This window comes from Dictyobacter arantiisoli (assembly GCF_008326305.1).
Classification (GTDB): Bacteria; Chloroflexota; Ktedonobacteria; order Ktedonobacterales; family Ktedonobacteraceae; genus Dictyobacter; species Dictyobacter arantiisoli.
The window spans coordinates 35,513-51,654 of the sequence record NZ_BIXY01000051.1; the positions used below are offsets into that span (position 1 = coordinate 35,513).

Below are 16,142 nucleotides of genomic sequence, written 5' to 3' on the forward strand. Positions count from 1 at the left end.
TTTGTGACAAAATGTCTGAATTCCATCATGAGCAGGTTATTACGCGCTTGCAAGCAAGTGCTCACACCTTTTTTTAGTAGCATGAGTCGTCCTGGATTTTCAGAAAAGATATTCAATGGCCAAAGAGGCAAAAAGGCCGCCTCCTTCCTGATTGTATTGATCGCTGTCGCTTTACTCCACTACCGTGAAACAGGCCGAAGCGCACACATGACGGCGGTCCAGATGATACTGGCCCTGGGAGGACCACAACTGGGCGAGGTGGAGTCAGGACTCTTAGCAGCCGTCATGGGAACATCCTTCACCATCTTCACTGGTGGAATGCTTACCTTCCTAATGATTGGCTGCTTCACCTATCGCTTTCCTGCCTTAAGTAGGTATGTCCATAGCCAGGAAATATCTACTTATCCTATGGTATAGTAGAAGTGACAGAGCCTGTTCGCCTGTCCCACTCAGTGTGGTGTCCCACTTAGCATCGAAAAGGATGGTCCCTTTGCACTATCACTATCTCGACACACCGGTCACAATCCTTCCTCACCAGTTGCAGGGATTTTTTATCGGCTGGTCTCAGCCTCCGACGCCAGAAAAACATCATGAAGTATTGCGCAAAAGCGATTACTGTATCCTGGCACTTGACGAAAATAACAGGGTGGTCGGTTTCATTACCGCCATCACGGATCATGTGCTAACGGCGTATGTTAACTTCCTGGAAGTCCTCCCTGAACACCAGAATCAGGGCATCGGCGTGCAACTGGTGCAGCGCCTGCTCGAAAAATTGCATGGTATCTATGCTGTCGATATCATCTGCGATCCTGAATTGATACCCTACTTTGAGAGTATCGGCTTTACCAGGGCCGTTGGCGTGGTGCAAAGAAACGAGAAACGACAAGCGGGCTTCTAAAGCGCTCCTTTATAGTCCCCTGACATTGATGCCAGGGGACTATAAAGCAGATCTCCATCAATTGCTCTGCTTGAGCGGTTTGATGATTTGATCAAGTACACGTGGGATAACCTCTTCCTGCTGGTAGAATGCAGCAATATTCACAACAATATGAGTTGCCCCGGCCTCGATAAAGCTTTGTGCTGTCTCACGTGCTTGATGAAACGTCATATCAACTGGATGGATCAAGAAGGAGGCTAAACGTTCAAGTGTGCTGGGATCACGCCCGATGGCTTCACAGTACTGAGTCAGACGAGCGTTCTTCTCGCGAAAATCCTCGGCGGTATGAGCCGTAGAACACCACACATTCGCCTGTGAGGCAACGACGCGCAGCATGTGCTCGCCTCCTGCGGCAATAAAGATCGGGGGGAACGGACTTTGCAGGGGCTTCGGTTCGCTATGGGCCTCGTGTAATTGATAGTAGCGGCCCTCAAAGGTTGGGGTGGTCTCTGTCCAAAGCTGCCGAATGACCTGGCAGGATTCATCGAGCCGTCTGACTCGTTCAGCGGCACTCGGAAAGGTCAGGCCATAACCCTGATGTTCTTGTTCATGCCAGGCAGCACCTATACCAAAATTGAGTCTCCCTTTGGAGATATGGTCCACCGTGACGGCTTGTCTGGCCAAAATGGCGGGATGACGATAGGTATTGCCTGTCACCAGATGTCCCAGACGCACCCGCTCTGTCTGTGCGGCAAGTGCTGCGAGCAAGGTCCAGCTTTCAAAGCAGGGGCCATCTGTCGGCTCGCTCAAGGGCATAAAGTGGTCGAAGAGCCACATATGGTCAATCAGAGGTTCACGGTCTGCCTCTAACCAGAGTTCAAGAAGTTGTTGATAGCTGATATGCTGTTGCGGAGCATGAATGCCGAAGTGTAATTGGTTGTTCATCGATGCTTTCTTTCTCTTCTTCCAAGTGCCCCATCGTTTCCAGTGGAAAGCGATAAAGCAGTACTCAAAAATAATAATCTGTTAGAACTTCACCTGGATTCAATTCGACCCACAGGTCCTCTCCCACTCCTCCCTCTGGATCGAGGACGCGTGCGCCCAGCAGCATGCTCGCCGTCTGACCACCCCAGGAGTGTCCAGCTGCAACGATGCGGCTTCGATCCAGACGTCCACTGAGGCCGGGAACGGAGGCTTCCAGAAGATCAAGCCGGTCGAGGATGCGCTTCATGTCCTCGACTCGGAAACGCCAGATGCGTGGCGTACGGGGATCGTCAGCAGGAAGGTTCAAAGTCCTTGAGTCGAGATGGGTGGGTTGCATGACCACGAAACCGTGAGCAGTCCAGAAGTCGACTAACGGGGCGTAGCTGTCTAACGACAAGCCAAAGCCGTGTGAGAATACAATTATTGGTAATTCGCGCCCGGTCACCGGGGCCGACACTCGTACCTGCAAATCCTCGCCACGGCCCGGGGCTGCTAGCACTACCGGCTTCACCGAGACGACCGAAATAGGCGCGTTGATGGATACGTCCGTCATCGCTATGTCCGATTGGTTCATAGAAAGCTCTTCCTTTAAGGTAGAATAATGTGGTTAATCTGGATTGACTCGTTGTGATCGGGATTGCCGAAGGCTCCAAACCTCATCGCGCCGAGGCATAGCTGGCTGACCGTGATGCCGGTGCGGCCCAGAGTGCGGTATTGCACGATTGTATTCCTCCATAGTATACTGATAAAATGGAGCACTGCTCCGATACTCATTATACGGAGCATTGTTCCGTTTGTCAAGCTACTATTTGTGAGGAAATGAAACAAAGCTTATAGAAACCCTCTCTCAACAAAGAAGGCCGCACCTTTACGGTGAGGCGCGGTGAATCGTACCGCAACCTCACCCAACGCCCGGTATGGTGCCAGAATAGAGAGAATGGGCGAGGAATGACCTCCGGGCGGGATAGTCGTACGACCCTGAAGACCCGACCGCAAGGGTTCGGGCCTTCTTTGCGAAGATAATTGAGCCATTCATCGGATAACCATCTTCCCCTGTATGTAGCTACATACACTTCTTGCTGAAAGGCTACTCTTCGTCTTTCAGGAAAAGCTCGATAACGGGGACGAGGACGTCGGGACGTTGAATGGGTAGTTCCAGAGTCAGGGTATCAGGGCGCATACCATCCTTACCGCTGACGTGTCCCCCCTCGTCTGGAATGCCTTCTTGAAAACGGATCTCGGAGCCGTCATTGAGGAGATGAGCATAGGTAACGCGTCCCGCCAGGCCATCCAGGTGCAGGTGTTGCATGGGCCAGGCAAAAATATGCAGATAGAGTCGCTTTCCACGCCGGGTGAAACGACAATCCTCAGGGGCGCTATAGGTGCTCTGCGTCGCGCCATAGACTGCTCGCCCATGCACATGTGTCCATTCACCCAGTGCTTGCAAGGTAGCTACGGCCTGGGGATCGAACTCGCCGCGTGCGGTGGGGCCAACATTGAGAATCAGGTTCCCTCCTTTGGAGACGGTATCAATCAACATACGCACCAGCAAATCAGGAGATTTCCAGTTCTGATTGTCTCGATCATAGCCCCAACTCCCGTTCAATGTCTGGCATACCTCCCACGTGACCCGTTTCCCCTGCTCGCTAATCCAGGTACGAGGCTGATACTGCTCTGGCGTCTGGAAATCTCCCTCGACCTCCAGTCGATTATTGAGCAGGATGTCTGGTTGGAGTTCACGAATCATGGCTACCAGCTTTTCAGATTGCCAGTCGTCTTTACCCTTCCCTTTTGCCCAATCCCAATCCATAAAGGTATACGAGAAATCGAGCCACATGATGTCAATCTGCCCATAGCCGGTCAATAGCTCGCGCACCTGGCCGTGAAGATATTCAGCATATTTGTGCATGTCCCGGCCTTTTTCGCGCTCACGAAACTCCAGATCCTCGCGTCGAGGATGAAAACCATCAATTGTGAACTCGGAATGATGCCAGTCGATCAAAGAATGATAGAAGCCAATCTTCAAGCCCTCGGCGCGGAAGGCATCGACCCATTCACGCAACAAATCACGACCGGCCTGCGTATTGGATGCTTTATAGTCCGTCAAGGCGGAATCCCAGAGGCAGAAGCCATCATGATGCTTGGTCGTAATCACCGCATAGCGCATCCCCGCCTGCTTCGCCGTACGCGCCCACGCCCTGGGATCGTAGAGGTCAGGATCAAAGGCGTCGAAATAATCCTGATATTTCTCTTCGCTGATCTTATCGGTGCTCTTGGACCATTCAGCAAGACCACCGCGACCATAGCGAGCAATCGCTGAATAGAGTCCCCAGTGGATAAATAAGCCAAATCGATCTTGCACAAACCATGCGCTACGCTGCGCTGACAACTCTTTGTCCTCAACCATTGAAGGCCCCTTTCATACATACCCAAAAGTTCCGTGATAATCATCTCAAACGGGCAAAACGCTCACATACAATAATAATCAACGAAAACGTAGGTGCGGCACGAACGCACGTGAGTCCCGCTTTCCCATCCATCGTACCACCATCTCGCCTATAGGGATCACTAAATTACGGCGGGTAAAACATACGCTAAGGAAGTTGGACCTGCCAATGATCGCTCATGGCCTAATAGATCTTTAGAGAAAAAGGGCTCTCAACATTTCCCCCCGAAATCTTCGCTAAGGATGTGTTGAGAGAAATCGAGCTTGTTTTCTCCCCGCTAAAACAGGGAAAAGAAAACGATCGTTTTCCTTGCCTCTTTTCGGACACGAAAAGCACTGGCATTTTTATCCAAAAACGGGTAAAATAACCCTACCAAATGAGGTTTTTATTCCCACTACTCATGAAACGAGGAACAAGCATGCCAGGACAGACGTTTGCCTATCTCCGCGTGTCCAAATTGGACCAGGATCTGGAAAAGAACAAACTCGATATTTTGAAGCTGGCCAATGAGACGCACCTGGGGCATGTTCAGTTCGTAGAAGAGAAAATCTCTGGCAAAGTCTCCTGGCGCAAACGCCAGATTGCAACCATTCTGGAGCAGGCGCAAGAAGGCGACGCGATCATTGTCAGTGAACTGTCTCGCTTGGGGCGGAGCATGCTGGAGTGCATGGAGATTCTCTCCCTGGCCATGCAAAAAGGTATCCGCATCTATGCCGTCAAAGGCAACTGGCAGCTCAACAATAGTATCCAGAGCAAGATTGTGGCCATGGCCTTTGCGATGGCCGCAGAAATTGAGCGGGACCTGATCTCCCAGCGGACGACCGAAGCACTTGCTACCCGCAAACAACAGGGGATGTTATTGGGTCGCCCTAAAGGCGTGGGCAAGAGTAAATTGGACGCGTATCACGTGGAAATCACGGCATTACTCAAGAATGGGGCGACCAAGACCTGGATCGCTACGAAATATGGGACCACGCGTCGCAATCTAAGTCATTGGATGAAGCAGCATGGAATCGTGTAAGTCAGGCGAAGCCGGGGAAAAACCAGGCCGAATCGCCTCGTAGAATCCTTCGTGGGGATTTTGGGGTGAGCAAAAATGTCGGAACCCCTGGTTCTTGCTTCCCTCTCAAGTATGAGCGGAAATCCCCCGCAGGGTTGATCTCTTCTGTTGTTTCGTTTGGTATGCTCTTGCTGCTACTTTGTCGTACAGTAGAAGAGAAGAGCTTATTGCCGGAAAGATGAAGCTTGATGTCACATCCGTTTCTCCCGCTCCGTCATCAGAAGAGACACCACAAACCGCCTCGTGACAACTCGTTGCCCCGTCTGGGGCTAGCAAGCCTGCAAGTCCGCATGGGTTGTGCTTATATGTGGACCAATGTACTCTTCCTCCTGGTCGTGATCGCTATTACAACCGTTGCTTTTCTCTGGGAAAATCCTTCTCAGATCTGGCCCTGGTCATGGATTTTGGGTTCCGCAATGTTCTTGGCTGGCTTCTTCTTTTTGATCTATGCACCCCTCGGCGCAATCTTTGGCTTGCTCACTGCTCGCAAACTGGCACAGCGCTTACGCAGTCTCGTCCAGGCAACGATCATCATCGCCAATGGTGACTACCATCTCCGCGTCCCTGTTCAGCGCAAAGACGAGGTGGGCCTTCTCGAAGAGCAATTTAACGCGATGGCGCAACGCTTGGCCGAGAGCCGGCACCGGGAACAGGCGTTGGTGGCCCGGAATGTCCGTCTGGCCGAGCGGACGCGCATCGCTCGCGAGTTGCACGATGCCATTTCACAGAATCTGTTCTCGCTGAGCTTGCTGGCGAGTGGAATGCAAACCGCTTTGCCCGCTGATTCCCCGCTCCAGACAAAAATCGCGCGATTTGAAAAAACGACTGAGACAATGACGCGCGAAATGCGAGCGCTCCTCTTAGAGTTACGCCCGGTCCAATTGGAGGAACTGGGGCTGAAAGAAGCCCTGGAGGAGATCGCGGTAGCCTACAGCACCCGGCTTGATCTGGAGATCATCACAGAAATTACCGTCGTTCTCCTGCCTGCTGCGATGGAACATGCACTCTTTCGGATCACGCAAGAGGCGCTCTCCAATGCCATCCGCCACGCGCAGGCCACGAAAATCACTCTCACCCTCACTCCTTCCCACGGTCGCATCGAACTGGCGATCACCGATAACGGGCACGGCTTCGATCCGCAGGCGAGAGATGACCGACGTGGGTTAGGCTTACAGCTGATGCAGGAACGAGTCCAAGAACTCAACGGCACGATGAGCATCCAGAGCCAGCTTGCGACGGGAACATGCATCCTGGTTTCTTTTCCACGAGAGGAGTAAAAAACATGATCCGCGTTGTCATCGTCGATGATCATGCCATCGTGCGCGAAGGGCTACGCTTCCTGTTTGAGCAGCAGTCCGATATCGAAGTGGTCAGCGAAGGAGAAGATGGCCTCCAGGCGATTGCGCTGATCGAGGAGCAGCATCCTGATGTCTTGCTCCTGGATCTCCTGATGCCCAAATTGCATGGTGTCGAGGTCATCCGCCAGATCAAACGGCTCAGCCCGCAGACTCAGATCCTGGTGCTTACCTCGTACTCGGAGGATGAACTGCTCTTCGGCGCCATTCAAGCAGGCGCGCTCTCGTACCTGCTCAAAGATACCCGGCCGCAAGATCTGGTCGCTGCCGTCCGGGCGGCGGCGAAAGGGGAGAGCATCTTGCATCCGCTCATCGCCAAACGTGTCTTGCGCGAGATGCGGCAAACAAAGCGTTCCTCGCTCCAGGATCTGACGGCGCGCGAGCGAGACGTCCTGACTAGGATTGCCCGTGGCCGCTCTAATCGCGAGATCGCCGCCGATCTCTGTCTCGGTGAACAGACCATCAAAACCCATGTCTCGAATATCTTAGCCAAATTACACCTGGCCGATCGCACACAGGCCGCCATTTATGCTTTGCAGCAACGCCTGGTGCCCCTGGACGAAACGCTGAATCAGGAGGATTAACACTAAATCACCTGGATGCTCCTGACGACTTTCGACTTCCCTCTAAAGTATGAACTCCAATCACCCACGCGTGTGATCTCTCCCGCAGCCTTTCTATGATACGCTCCTGCTGTCCCACAAGGGATAACAGGAGTATCCGAAAGTTTCAACGATAAGAAAGAAGGGCGGTACATTTTGATGCCCCATCAGCAACACGTTATGTTTCCCAATCCCCAGTATCGTTCGCAAGAGAGCGTATTACGAACGATCAACCTGACCAAACAATTTAAACAGCGCACTGCTGTCAATGCTCTTCATCTGGACATCCGCCGAGGCGAAATATACGGTTTCCTGGGTCCCAACGGTGCCGGGAAAACCACCACCATTCGCATGGTGCTTGGTCTCATCACCCCAACCTCTGGGAGGGTAGAAATCCTGGGTCAGGATGCCCGCGCGCGCAGGGCCGTCGTGCTGCCTCACGTCGGTGCGCTTATCGAGCAGCCAGCCCTCTATCACTCCCTCTCAGGACGCAACAACCTGCGAGTCTTTGCAGATGTCCTTGGCGGAGTCCCTACAGCGCGCCTTGACGAGGTGCTGACGCTGGTGGGATTGCAAGAGCGGCAACGAGACAAGGTCCAGACCTATTCGCTAGGGATGAAGCAACGGCTGGGCATCGCCGTGGCCTTGCTCCACGATCCGGCGCTCCTGATCCTCGATGAGCCCACCAATGGCCTCGATCCTGCTGGCATCGCCGAGATGCGCGAGTTCCTGCACCGTCTCTCCGCTACCGGAAAAACGGTGCTCATCTCCAGCCACCTGCTCTCAGAGATCCAGCAGATCTGCACGCGAGTCGCCATCATCAATTTCGGCAAACTAGTCATCGAGACCGCAGTCGGCGAACTGACGAGTGGCGAAGGGAGATTTGTCATTCGGATGGAGCATGTCACCGACGCGCTCACGCTGATACGCGCCCAACCCTGGGGGACCGATGTGTGTCTGGACGATCATGGCCGTCTGATTACGGCAGCGCCAGGCGGCGTCGGGCGCGACCTGATCGCGTTTCTGTACCAACATGGCTTTGCCCCAGAGGAGGTCAGTCAAGCCAAGCTCGATCTCGAACAGGTCTTCTTGCGCCTGACCTCTGGTTACTCCGGCAATTAAATCACTGAGGAGAACGCGGAGACCCAGGAGGAAAAAACTCCGGTCTCATGCTCATTCGTCAGCTTAGAACATAACAAGAAAGGTTGTAATAGCTACTATGCGTACTTTGTCAACCGTGCATAAATCAGGCTTCTTTACAGATGCTGATGGGCGACTCCGTCTCTTCTGGCGTGTCTTTCTTTACACGCTGGCCCAGGCGCTCATCTATGCCTTTATCCACATGGGACTCCAACCACTCCTCTATAATAAGTTGCATGTCATGGATATTATCACGTTTCTCGTCGATGGGGTGCTTCATCTTGCGCTTATTCTTCTCACCACCTCCCTCTTCTGGCGCTACGTCGATAGCTGAAGGTGAAGAGGCCTGATCGAATAGCCTTTTACAACGCATCTCCTCTTTCGCTCTAAGACACAGTGATACAAGTAGTTGATACAAATAGATACAACCAAAGGAATAACCATTTATGGACACTATTGCACTAAGATCCTCTCTTTCCGCTTTGACTACCGGTGTTCGCCCCAGCTTTCCCGGCCTGGTTCGTAGCTCGCTGCGTAAAATATGGTACTTGCGGATGACATGGGTTATGCTGGCGATCTGCTTGGCTATCACCCTGCTCATGCTCGTGATACAGCCTACCACTTCTACCGTCACTGGCAAGCCTCTCCCTGCACTTAGCCGTCTTTATACCATAGCCAGCGGCCCCTGGATCATCACGCGCGGCTGCGGCGGCATCTTCTTGATGGTCATCACCGCTTACCTGATTGGAGGAGAGTATCAGCGTGGCACCATTCGCATTATTCTCGCGCGTGGCGTCGGACGAGTGCAACTCTTTCTCTCACAACTGACTGCCGTCCTGATCATTATGCTGCTGCTCCTCCTTGGCTGGGCCATCATCAATATTCTGAGTAGTTTCCTCTTCGCCCAATCTGCCGATGTGCTCAAAGCTGCTACCACCGAGTTCTGGCGTGAAATGGGCCTATATATGCTCACCATCTTGATCAATATGATCATAAGTATTCTCATGGCGGCGGCTATGGCCGCTGTAGGACGCTCGCTCACCTTCAGTATGACCGCTGCCCTGTCCTGGTTCGCCGCCGATAATGTGATCGGTTTCGCCTTGCAAAACATTGCCACCACCACTCACAACGACGTCTTGAGCAGGCTACCAGGCTACCTGCTCGGCCCAATCCTGAATGACCTGCCAACGCAAGTTGGGCTCAACCAGCTCCCCGAGCAGGGGAATCTGGTACAGCTCATGATGAGCGGAACTCAAACGCTATTGGTGATTCTGGCGTATGGGATCATCTTTCTGGTAGTCTCGCTACTGCTGACGTGGAAAAAGGATATCAAAGAATAGGAAAACGAGCAGAAGCACTTTTTTTTTCGTGCTTCTGCTCGCTGCAAAAGAATATGCGATCTAAGAATACGTAGTCTACACAACAACGGTCACTTTCCGAGCTTTCCCCCCATGTACAAAACTGAGTACGATCTTATCTCCGGCTTTGTGCTTCTGAACGATGCGCTGGAGGTCTCGCGGTTCAGAAACGGGCTCGCCATCGACGGAAACTCCTTAGCGGGGATTTTGGGGGGCAAAAATGTCGGGACTCCCATATGGTGGATGGTCTGCTTTATCACGAAACTGATCTGGCTATTCATGAGCATTACTCAGATACGTGGGGGTTTACGGATCAGATTTTTGGAATCACACGTTTGCTCGGTTTCGAGTTTGCCCCACGGATACGAGATCTGGGCGAGAAACTCATCTTCCATTTTGACAAACCGGCATCCTATCCCACCCTGGGACCACTCCTGGGGGGAACCATCAATGTCAAGCAGATTGAGAGCCATTGGGATGATCTCCTGCGTCTCACCAGCTCGCTTCACAAGGGCACCGTCACCGCCTCACTCATTTTGGGAAAACTGGCTTCGTATCCTCGGCAAAATGGCCTGGCCTGGGCACTGCGAGAATGTGGACGCATTGAGCGCAGTATTTTTGCCTTGAAATGGCTGCAAAGTCCCCCATTACGGCGACGGGTGCAAGTCGGATTGAACAAAGGAGAAGCACGCAATAAATTGGCACGTGCGGTCTGTCACTACCAACTGGGAGAGATCCGTGATCGGTCCTACGAAGATCAGCAATACCGAGCCAGTGGACTCAATCTTGTCATTGCCGCCATTATTTTATGGAATACGGTGTACCTGGCCGAAGCCGTGGAGCAATTGAAACGCGACGGAGTAACGATCAAGGAAGAGTACCTCCAGCATGTGTCTCCCCTCGGCTGGGAACATATCAACTTGACGGGCGATTTCCAATGGAATGTGAAGCATATTCCACCCACTGGGCAACTGCGTCCACTACGAACGAAGCAGCACCGATGAGGAGCTCTTAGTACTACAGTGCCACTTACAACGAGAAAAGCGAAGTAACACAGCTTGAGAGGCCGATTGGCGATTCATATCAGTAAATGGATGAAGGCGCTCCAAGAGCCATCTCATATGCTAAGTGGCACTGCAGTATTAGAGCGTGTTTTGTAAATGACCCCCAGAGCGAGAGCCAAGACCGACCGCTATTGAGCATGAGTTTACAGCCACCTGCCTCATACGTAGACAGAGCGTCTCAGAAAGCGACTTTAGCTGCAATCGCCTGTCAGTGTGATTTTGACGAAAAGATACGACGTACCATATAACTGATAAAAATCACACACCTTTCTCTTCTGCTTCCAGCAATGAGAGTTGGGCAGGTATTATATCCTCTTCCTCTTGCGCAGAAACAGCATCCACTTCTATCTCAGTGGGATGGGACAGACGTGTGGGTGAACCGTGATACTCACGTAACGGGCGAAAATCACCTTCCAAGGTCACATCCTTAAAGGAGTATGAAGTTCTGAAGTCACGATTGTGAGATCAGCAGGCACGGCCTGAAGAAACAAGTGCAAATCATGGGCATATGACTTGATGGTGTTTCTGGGAACAGAACGCTGGCGCAGGCTTGCCACAAAGGTTTCGATAGCGTCGAGCGTGGGAATAGCAATCTGGTCGGACATGTTTGTTTTTCTCTCTCATTCTTTCAAGTACCATATAACTAGGAAAACTCTCTATGAGTTTACTCAGTAACAAGAGAAGAAAAATCGGCCATTGAAGCCTATTGACGACCAATAGGCTTCTTCCATTTCTGCTTTAAGTACCATATAACGCTCATTATATGGTACCTCTGGTCTTTTCCCTGGGATCATATCGAGAGGTTGACCACCTCCGCAGTTGTTACTCCTGCTCGCCACGCAGCACACAAGTACGTGAGAAGCCAGGCAAAGCTTTGTTCCCCAGAAGCACGCTCATGGCCAGATGGGGAAACCATGGGAGAAAGGGCATCGGTAAAGTGCATGGTGACCACCCCATGCATCACCTGGAAACGCCAGGCAAATTCCTCGTCTGAGAGGTGTGGGACGGCCTGACGAAAGGCTGAAAAATATTTTTCAGCTATCGGGCCGAAGATCCGGGCTATCTCCGCCCTCACCTCCTGGTCAGGCTCGCTCGCCAGTCTGCTAAAGATTTGTCGGCGCCGTTTTCCCGTTTCCTCTCGATCATCAAGATACTGAAAAAACGGGACATAGTAGGCCTTGAGCAACTCTTCCAGCAAAGGAGCCCTTCCACCGGCGGTGATCTGCTCCAGGTTACGCAGCCGCTCTTCAACCAGTGGGGTGAACATCTGCTGGAGCACCAGCGAGATCAAGGCGGCCTTCGTGCCAAAATGATAATTCACGGCGGCTAGATTGACCCCCGCAGCAGCAGTGATCTGCCGCAGGGATGTCGCGGCAAAACCCTGTTCGGCCAGCGTTTGCTCAGCCGCAGCGAGGATCGCGGGTTTACAACTCGTTGCTTTCATGACGTTTCACGGTCCTTTCAAAAAAAAGTGGTTCCCTCTTGACATAGTATATCATACATACGTATAATTCAAACAGCCGCTTGATACAGGTGATAAAAACGATAATTTCAATTAACTGTTTGAAAGTTAGAGAAGGGATATCACACTCGTGACAACGCTCCAAGAAATGGTACCGGAGGCCGATCGCGTGGCTTCTCCACTCATCCATGCATTGCGAACTCCCGTCTGGGGGTCGGCAGACTCTTTCCCTGAAATGGCAACTTCCAACGAAGATGTGCTGGTTGCTCCATCGTTGAAGCACCTCTTTTTTTCGTGCGGCATCGTATGCGTTCGTGGAGATGTACAATGATTTCACCTGTTTCCCTGTCGCTTGAGACGCGGCGGCGTCAGATGGTAGGGCTGGTGGCGGTCAGCCTTGGTTACTTTATGGTGTTGCTCGATACCATGATTTTGAATGTGGCTTTGCCGGATATTGAAGCGCAGTTACATGGCACGATGACTGGTCTGCAATGGATTGCTAATAGTTACACCCTAGATGGGGAGCGCGCTCGGCGTGGCAATCCTGGGGGCAGCACTCGGCAGCAAGCCCACAACTGGAGCCATGCAGGCAGCCATTGAAATGTTGCTGGTGGCCTTTGTCCTGGGCTTTGCGCTCAGCGCGAGCGCCTTGAGAAAGAGCGCACACTCTTGAAGGACAAAAGAGCGTGGATATACAAATGTGCAACTGGTTGGTTTTTCCCCACGATGATCCTGGTGAATCGCTAGCAGGCCCACCAGGGGTATGGTGTGATTTTCCATAGAAGAACGTTTGAAGTTACAGAGAATAGAGAAAGAGAGTTTTTATACCATGATGAAAGCCGTGGTTATTCCCCGCTTTGGCGGACCAGAAGTGCTCGAGGTACGTGAAGTACCTGTGCCACAGCCTAAAGCGGGTGAGGTCTTGATCGAGGTCGCCTACGCAGGTGTCAATTATTCTGACTTGATGGGACGCAGCCGGGGTGGAACGTATGCCCGTGAGCTGCCTTATACCCCTGGTTACGAGGTTGCGGGAGTCATCCAGGCGCTCGGTGAAGGAGTGGAGGGCTTGCAGATCGGGCAGCGGGTCGCTGCGATGAGCATTTTTGGTGGGTACGCGGAGTTCGCGGTAGCCCAGGCTGCTCTGACCTTTCCCCTGGACAGCTTTGCCAACGCTATAGAGATGGAGCAGGCAGCTGCCTTTCCGATGGTTGCTATCACCGCCTATGATCTTCTCACGCGAGCTGGGAGGATATGCGAGGGGGAAAGCGTGCTTATTCACTCGGCTGCGGGTGGAGTTGGGACTGTGGCAGGCCAGATTGCACGTGCGCTGGGAGCGCGGCTCGTGCTGGGTGTCGTCAGCAAGGCAGAGAAAGTTGCCGAGGCGCGTTCGTTTGGATACGACCAAGTTTTCCCAGTGGCGGATTTTGAGCAGAAGGTGCTGGAAGCCACCCATGGCAAGGGCATTGATATCGTGCTGGATGCAAGTGGTGAGCCGATACGTAGCCGGAACCTTCCCTTGCTGGCTCGTTTTGGACGTCTGGTCGTCTTTGGCAATGCCAGCGGCAATCCTGAGAAGGCGCTGGCACCTGGCGAACTGTTGCGGTTGAATTGTTCTGTCGTGGGCTATAGTGTGAGCGCACTTATGAAGACCTCTCCCCATGTTGTCGCCGAGACGGCTCAACAGGTGATTCGCTTGATCGCCGAAAGCAAGCTCAAGCCTGTGATTTCCGAGGTCCTTCCTCTGGAACAGGCAGCAGAGGCGCATCGGCGCATTGAAGCGCGTTCACACGTTGGCAAACTGCTGTTGTGTGTGAAATAGAAAGGAAATGAGCAAACGTGCTATCAGGGGCAGGGGATCATATGTGCCTATGACTCCTGAGACACCTCTGGGCCATTGCGCCTTTCGAATTCTTTTTTAGAGGCCACAAGATTACCAAGGGCTTCGCGTAGGTTTTCCCTGCGGTAATCTTGTGACCTCACTCAGCTCTCCTTGTTTTCGGAAGAGGAGAATGATCTGTAGCCACTTTGACAGTTATATGGTACGTCGTATCTTTTCGTCAAAAACACACTGACAGGCCCAATGAGCGATGAAAGAGAGTGGGAGAGCACTCATACCTGCTGGCTCCTCGGTTGTAGCTTTCCCTTGGTGGTCATTTGCAAAATACGCTCTTATATACAGCGTGTGTATGGTAAGCGAGTAAGAACAATGCTATTGCTTTTTTCCTTTCGGGTGAAGCGATCGAGAACGATATTTTTTCCGGTACGTTTAGGCAAGACCCATCTTGAGCCACTATTCTCATCAGTAACCATTGCCTTGAGATCGTTGTGAAAATTAGCAACAAACTCAACGCCCATGCTCGCTGCGATAAAATCATCATGAAATGGCTGTTCATCCATCTGTTTATTAATAATATCTGTCGTTTTATCGTAAAGTGTCTGAATATAGTCGTCGATATCACAGTCATCAGGTGGAACCAGATCATTGATTTGTAATCCAAACGACAAATCTAGACAATTGTCTTCAAACGATGTAATAAGAGAACATTTATACCTTTGGTTGATGGTAAAAAGCATGAGCGTAAATTTTTGTAGGAAGATGTCACTAGCATCCAGATCTATAACACTTGGCTCAATGTGGACCTCATTGGTATAGTGCCAATCATCAAATATACTCATGTGCTCGATACTGCTTACCTGTAATCCTTCTCCAGCGAGTAAAGAAAAGAGTTGCTGAAATGAAAAATTCGTTTTCCGAAGAAAAATATTCATCTCCATAAGTGCGCCCATACATTTGCCCTCTTTTTCCTCTATTATGGCATTTCCTCTTAACACTTCTTCCCATTATTGTAACCAAAAACATATTTTGTAATTATTAGGCATTCTGAGCTAGGGGTGAAATGCGCGAAGCTGTCACTAGGGGCAAAGTAGCATTTGAGAAAGCCGTCATTTTATTATGATGGATACCGCTTCAGCCCTCTTTGATCCTAGCTTCACTGGCTTTTCTGATAGCATAGCTCGTACTAGAAATCTCGTAGTAGATACTGAGATCTAGTACGAGCTACTTCAGAGACCAGGGGGTGTTTACGTAAGTTTTTCGGCATGCATAAACACACTTTACATGCACAAAAGTCTCATTTTTGGGCTTAGCGGGGAAGGCAAAAATGTGATGACCCCTACTTTGCCCCTGGTGACAGCTTCGCGCATTTCACCCCTTGTAGACACTCCCACTCTGCATCAGAAAGATTGCTCGGATAACTTGTACTCATCCTTCCAGTCTATCACATGAGCTCTCCTCTTCGATTTCCCAAACAGGCTCTTAGCGTGGTCAAATAGGGAGCATTGACGAGTACGACTGGCTTAGCGTATGTTTTACCCGCCGTAATCGAGTGATCCCTATAGACTCCTTCGTCCCCCTTCGTCCCGCAACCGTCCTGCCAGGGAACGTCAAAGAGTGCTGGGCAACGATGTAGGTGCGTGCCAGGGCCGCAGCCGAGGTGCGCATCCCTCTTCATCGTACCCCCATCTCGCCACTGTCTCCTGTCTCAATACCATTTGTGGGATCGATAACCTACGGGCGAGATATCGATGCGTGAACGAGAAAGCGCACCTCGGCTGCGGCCTGTCTGTTACCCACATTTTTGGAGTGAAGAAATGATAGAATAGAAGAAAGGAAAAATGAAGAAAAGAGAGAGAGAGAAGAAAAAATGGAGCAAGAGCGCATACAAACCGCTGAACAGTGGGCCGTCCTGAACTATGGGACAGCATTGCTGGCTGATACACGACACACCGCCCG

16 protein-coding genes and 3 pseudogenes are annotated in these 16,142 nt (G+C 51.7%); 11 read left to right on the plus strand and 8 right to left on the minus strand.

Annotation, left to right across the window (positions count from 1 at the left end):
- Positions 1-27 precede the first annotated feature (27 nt).
- Both F1593_RS16800 and F1593_RS16805 read left to right on the plus strand, forming a co-directional pair.
- On the plus strand, positions 28-417 hold the full coding sequence (locus F1593_RS16800) for a hypothetical protein (RefSeq protein ID WP_149402717.1): 390 nt from the start codon (positions 28-30) through the stop codon (positions 415-417).
- A gap of 73 nt (positions 418-490) precedes the next feature.
- On the plus strand, positions 491-898 hold the full coding sequence (locus F1593_RS16805; RefSeq protein ID WP_216368893.1) for a GNAT family N-acetyltransferase: 408 nt from the start codon (positions 491-493) through the stop codon (positions 896-898).
- A 57-nt stretch (positions 899-955) separates the two neighbouring features.
- Here the strand turns inward: F1593_RS16805 and F1593_RS16810 are convergent, their stop codons facing one another.
- The 4 genes and pseudogenes from F1593_RS16810 to F1593_RS16825 all read right to left on the minus strand — a co-directional run bounded on the left by F1593_RS16810 (position 956) and on the right by F1593_RS16825 (position 4,268).
- The gene (locus tag F1593_RS16810) at positions 956-1,822 is read right to left on the minus strand and encodes a TIGR03560 family F420-dependent LLM class oxidoreductase (protein ID WP_149402719.1); all 867 of its coding nucleotides are present in this window, start codon (positions 1,820-1,822) and stop codon (positions 956-958) included.
- Between the two features lie 112 nt (positions 1,823-1,934).
- A pseudogene (locus F1593_RS16815) lies at positions 1,935-2,414 on the minus strand (alpha/beta hydrolase family protein); the annotation flags it as partial.
- 50 nt (positions 2,415-2,464) lie between these two features.
- Positions 2,465-2,581: pseudogene (locus tag F1593_RS29625) on the minus strand (aldo/keto reductase); the annotation flags it as partial.
- Positions 2,582-2,948: 367 nt separating this feature from the next.
- Positions 2,949-4,268: an alpha-L-fucosidase gene (locus tag F1593_RS16825; protein WP_149402720.1), complete on the minus strand. Its 1,320-nt coding sequence runs from the start codon at positions 4,266-4,268 to the stop codon at positions 2,949-2,951.
- 458 nt (positions 4,269-4,726) lie between these two features.
- On the opposite strand from F1593_RS16825, the gene F1593_RS16830 reads away from it, so the two are divergent.
- From F1593_RS16830 to F1593_RS16860, 7 genes and pseudogenes are all read left to right on the plus strand, one after another.
- Positions 4,727-5,329, plus strand: coding sequence for a recombinase family protein (locus F1593_RS16830; RefSeq protein ID WP_149402721.1), 603 nt, complete (start codon positions 4,727-4,729; stop codon positions 5,327-5,329).
- A 227-nt stretch (positions 5,330-5,556) separates the two neighbouring features.
- Complete coding sequence (locus F1593_RS16835; RefSeq protein ID WP_149402722.1) at positions 5,557-6,645, plus strand: HAMP domain-containing sensor histidine kinase; 1,089 nt, start codon at positions 5,557-5,559, stop codon at positions 6,643-6,645.
- 5 nt (positions 6,646-6,650) lie between these two features.
- A complete protein-coding gene (locus tag F1593_RS16840; protein WP_308483058.1) occupies positions 6,651-7,307 on the plus strand; it encodes a response regulator in 657 nt (218 codons plus the stop codon).
- 177 nt (positions 7,308-7,484) lie between these two features.
- Positions 7,485-8,447 carry an ABC transporter ATP-binding protein gene (locus tag F1593_RS16845; protein ID WP_216368894.1) on the plus strand — a complete coding sequence of 321 codons (963 nt, stop codon included), beginning with the start codon at positions 7,485-7,487 and terminating at the stop codon, positions 8,445-8,447.
- A gap of 97 nt (positions 8,448-8,544) precedes the next feature.
- Positions 8,545-8,799, plus strand: a complete 255-nt coding sequence (locus tag F1593_RS16850) for a hypothetical protein (protein ID WP_149402724.1) — start codon at positions 8,545-8,547, stop codon at positions 8,797-8,799.
- Positions 8,800-8,911: 112 nt separating this feature from the next.
- A complete protein-coding gene (locus F1593_RS16855) occupies positions 8,912-9,805 on the plus strand; it encodes a DUF2705 family protein (protein ID WP_149402725.1) in 894 nt (297 codons plus the stop codon).
- A gap of 242 nt (positions 9,806-10,047) precedes the next feature.
- Positions 10,048-10,827: pseudogene (locus F1593_RS16860) on the plus strand (Tn3 family transposase); the annotation flags it as partial.
- A 318-nt stretch (positions 10,828-11,145) separates the two neighbouring features.
- On the opposite strand, the gene F1593_RS28400 reads toward F1593_RS16860, so the two are convergent.
- The 3 genes from F1593_RS28400 to F1593_RS16870 form a co-directional block, all read right to left on the minus strand.
- Positions 11,146-11,304, minus strand: a complete 159-nt coding sequence (locus F1593_RS28400; protein ID WP_172632184.1) for a hypothetical protein — start codon at positions 11,302-11,304, stop codon at positions 11,146-11,148.
- A 2-nt stretch (positions 11,305-11,306) separates the two neighbouring features.
- Positions 11,307-11,492 (minus strand): hypothetical protein, encoded by a 186-nt coding sequence (locus F1593_RS16865; protein ID WP_149402727.1) that lies wholly within the window; start codon positions 11,490-11,492, stop codon positions 11,307-11,309.
- A gap of 185 nt (positions 11,493-11,677) precedes the next feature.
- Entirely contained in the window at positions 11,678-12,331 is a 654-nt protein-coding gene (locus tag F1593_RS16870; protein ID WP_149402728.1) for a TetR/AcrR family transcriptional regulator, read from the minus strand.
- Positions 12,332-12,676: 345 nt separating this feature from the next.
- Between F1593_RS16870 and F1593_RS16875 the strand changes: the two genes are divergently transcribed.
- Positions 12,677-12,949 (plus strand): MFS transporter, encoded by a 273-nt coding sequence (locus tag F1593_RS16875; protein ID WP_149402729.1) that lies wholly within the window; start codon positions 12,677-12,679, stop codon positions 12,947-12,949.
- 229 nt (positions 12,950-13,178) lie between these two features.
- A complete protein-coding gene (locus tag F1593_RS16880) occupies positions 13,179-14,168 on the plus strand; it encodes a quinone oxidoreductase family protein (protein ID WP_149402730.1) in 990 nt (329 codons plus the stop codon).
- Between the two features lie 350 nt (positions 14,169-14,518).
- Here F1593_RS16880 and F1593_RS16885 read toward each other — a convergent pair whose 3' ends face one another.
- On the minus strand, positions 14,519-15,136 hold the full coding sequence (locus F1593_RS16885; protein ID WP_149402731.1) for a hypothetical protein: 618 nt from the start codon (positions 15,134-15,136) through the stop codon (positions 14,519-14,521).
- Between the last annotated feature and the right edge of the window lie 1,006 nt (positions 15,137-16,142).